We start from the raw sequence: 3,286 nt of genomic DNA, 5'->3' as shown, positions 1-3,286 counted from the left end.
CGGTTCCCGATGGACCGGCAGGGCTACCGGCTGCTGCTGGGCTATGTGAAGCAGTGGCCGCACCGGCTGTGGGCGGTCGAGGGCGCGAACGGCACCGGCCGGCCGCTGGCCCAGCGGCTGCTCGCCGACGGTGAGCGGGTGGTCGACGTGCCGGCCAAGCTGTCGGCGCGGGTGCGGGTGTTCGACCACGGGCACGGGCGCAAGACCGACGCCACCGACGCGCACTCGATCGCGGTCACGGCGCTGCGCGTCCACACCCTGCGCGAGGTGGGCGTGCGTGAGGAGATCGCGGTGCTGCGGCTGTTGACCGACCGCCGGGACGAGCTGTCCCGGCAGCGGGCGCAGGCGTTGAACCGGCTGCACCGGCTGCTGCTCGAGCTGATCCCCGGCGGGGCGCCCCAGCATCTGTCGCCGCTGCAGGCCAAGACGCTGCTCTCCACGGTGCGGCCGCGGGATCCCGCGGGCCGGACCCGCCGCGAGCTCGCCGTCGAGCTGCTCGGCGAGGTCGAGGGCATCGACCACAAGCTCACCCCGCTGGTGCGCCGGCCGCGCGAGGCGGTGCGTGCCGAAGGCTCGGGCCTCATGGGCGTGTTCGGTATCGGGCCGGCCGGCGCCGCGCGGATCCTGGCTGACGTCGGGGACGTGGCCCGGTTCCGGACCCGGAACCACTTCGCGTCCTGGACGGGGACAGCGCCGATCGAGGCCTCGAGCGGCGACACCAAGCGACACCGGCTGTCCCGGGCGGGGAACCGGCGGCTGAACCACGTGCTCTACATCGCCGGCATCTGCCAGATCCGGCACGACACCCCCGGCCGGGAGTACTACCGGCGCAAGCTCGCCGAGGGCAAGACGCCGCTGGAGGCGATGCGCTGCCTGCGCCGCCGGATCTCCGACGCGGTCTACCGACAGCTCGTCGCCGACGCCGCCGCCCGCGGCCTCGCCGACGAGGACGGGGCGGGCCCGGGAGGGCACTCGGGGGCGACTACAGAGTCCAGCGCGGCCGACCTGTCCCCGGACATCGACTCTTCGAACCAGCCACAGCCCGAGCCCGCAGCCCAGACGCTAGCCCCACCGCGAACCACAGGAAAGGGCGGCGCGGTGTCGGCAAAGGCCGCCCCGCGTCGGCGCGCCCGAGGCGTCAACGTGGAGCGCCCCACCGGACGAACGACGTTGACGCCGACCAGCGCCGGCGCACCCTCCCCGGCCTCGACACCACGCCCTTGACACTGAGGGGAGCCATGAGAGGGCACACGCACGGCTCTTGCCGGCGTCAGTTGTGCGAGACGAGTAGCGCGTGCATCTGCGACAGTGGTCTCGTGCAGGCGATGGAAGCGACGCTGAGGCTCGAGCCGTATGTCTACTTGGACTTCTGGGACCCCGTATGAGCAACTTCGCTTTTCTCTTCGAGCAGGTCAGCTCGGACCTCTATGGTCCCGATGTGGACATCGCGGTTGCCTTAGTGCACACCGGGTCCATGCGGCGGCACTACGTATGTCGCAGCGGCGAGATCTCTGCGCCTCCCAGCTTGCGGATTGACCAGGACTCATGGGCCGCTAATGCGTTGGGGCGGTCTTCGGCGCGCTGGGCAACCTTAGGGCCGAGTAAGCTCAAGGAGCTTGTCTGGCCCAGCGCCAGCGCCACTCACTTCGCTGGACGATGCATCAGCGTTTCCGGTCTATCGCTCGAAGAGGCCCGCGCAGTAGCCCTTGAACTGTCGAGGGGAACGAGTCCGCGGTTCGTGGGCGCGATCGAAATCGATGCTCGCAACCAATACCAGGTGGCAGGTTTCTGGACACTACTGTCCCCGCGCCTCAGAGTAGTGGAACGAGACGTGAGAATCTTAGCCAGAGCGGAGGAGATGCCCGACTTCCCAGCCGATGTCCGTGCCGATACGACGCTTACTGAACTCGTCGAAGCTCTAACGGCAACCGGACAGTTCGCGACCGTTGACTACGAGGACCAGGGCGCTCGCGGCACGATCTTCGACCCCGGCGCGGACGTGTCAAGAGACTGGGCGCCGTTGGCACTCGAGCAGTTACTAGGTAGTTTCTCCTCGGCGAGCGCCAGCGATCTCGCTCACCGACTACACGCTTTCGCGCCTTCGGCGAGCAAAGAACTCACCTCGGCGGTCGCTCGGCTCGCTTCAGTGGAGACGCCGGAGGACGCGGCGCAAGTTGCCGTCAGTGTCCGCCGATGCTACGAGGCACTTGCTGATGCGCTTTATCCGGCGACACCGACCGGAGTCCTGCCTAATGGCAGGCAGGGAGGACCGAACCATTTCAAGAACCGGCTTTGGGCTTATATCGAGGACGCGTTGCCTGGCGCGACGTCCCGGGGAGTAGCACTAGCCGCGCTAGAGGATCTTGGCACACGCATCGACGCGATCAACGACACCAATCAGAAGGGCGTACATGCTCAAACCTCGCTCTGGGATGCATTCCGTCTCTGTCAAGCTTTGATATGGTTCGCTTGGGATCTCCTCTCGCTCAAGCCGCTCCCCTCCCGAGTGGACGACAGGGAGGCACTCAAGGGCCTTCTAAGTTTTCTTGAGCAGGAGTCTTCGGGAATCGAGGAGTCGGAAGAGCACCGGGACCCAGTGGATCCTGAAGCGCTCTAGCCTTGACCTTGCGAGCGATCCGGCGGTGAACATCAGGCGAGGATCCGCTTGCAGCAACCAGCGTCTTGCCCGCTGCCTTTGAGTGACCTGCGCCTGCTCCGCCTGTCGCACGTCGGCTTCGACGGCCGCCACCACCAAGGGCAGCTGATCGTGCACGCCGACGTGGCCGCGGACGTCGTGGAGGCCTTCGCGGCGATGTACGCCGCGCGTTTTCCTAGAACGCATGCGCCTCGTGGATGAGTACGCGGGCAGCGACGACGCGTCCATGGCCGCGAACAACACGTCCGGGTACAACTGCCGTCAGGTCGCCGGGACGGACCGCTGGTCCGACCACGCCTAGGGGCGAGCCGTCGACATCAACCCGATTCAGAACCCATACGTCGTCGGCGAGGACGTCCTTCCACCCGCTGGCCGTCGCTTCCTCGCCGCCGAGCGTTCCGCGCCCCAACAACAGACCCCCGACGGCGTGATCCGTGAAGGGGACGTGGTCACACGAGCTTTCGCCCGCATCGGCTGGATGTGGGGTGGCACCTACCGAGAGCCGGACTATCAGAACTTCAGCGCTGCATGACCTGCCGAGCGGCTACCGCATGCCAGGGCAGGCGCCGAAGCGCTGACCTAACGCTCTCGTCCCGGAGGGTGTCAAGCTCGGTGAGACAAGACTGCTTC

The 3,286-nt window shown here is 67.3% G+C and carries 3 protein-coding genes and 1 pseudogene; all 4 read left to right on the top strand.

Annotated elements, in window-relative coordinates; all coding sequences use genetic code 11:
• Window positions 1–1,224, top strand: a 1,224-nt coding sequence (locus G9H72_RS19060) for an IS110 family RNA-guided transposase (protein ID WP_166174121.1), incomplete at its 5' end; no start/stop codon positions are given.
• 514 nt (window positions 1,225–1,738) lie between these two features.
• Window positions 1,739–2,617, top strand: coding sequence for a hypothetical protein (locus G9H72_RS19055; RefSeq protein WP_166174119.1), 879 nt, complete (start codon window positions 1,739–1,741; stop codon window positions 2,615–2,617).
• A 78-nt stretch (window positions 2,618–2,695) separates the two neighbouring features.
• Window positions 2,696–2,857, top strand: coding sequence for a hypothetical protein (locus G9H72_RS19050; protein WP_166174117.1), 162 nt, complete (start codon window positions 2,696–2,698; stop codon window positions 2,855–2,857).
• A gap of 112 nt (window positions 2,858–2,969) precedes the next feature.
• Window positions 2,970–3,188 (top strand): annotated as a pseudogene (locus G9H72_RS23510) (M15 family metallopeptidase); the annotation flags it as partial.
• Window positions 3,189–3,286: the final 98 nt, after the last annotated feature.

This window comes from Motilibacter aurantiacus (assembly GCF_011250645.1).
In the GTDB taxonomy this organism is placed as follows: domain Bacteria; phylum Actinomycetota; class Actinomycetes; order Motilibacterales; family Motilibacteraceae; genus Motilibacter_A; species Motilibacter_A aurantiacus.
The sequence above is the reverse complement of the archived record's forward strand: the minus strand, read 5'-3'. Positions and strand labels throughout refer to the sequence as shown.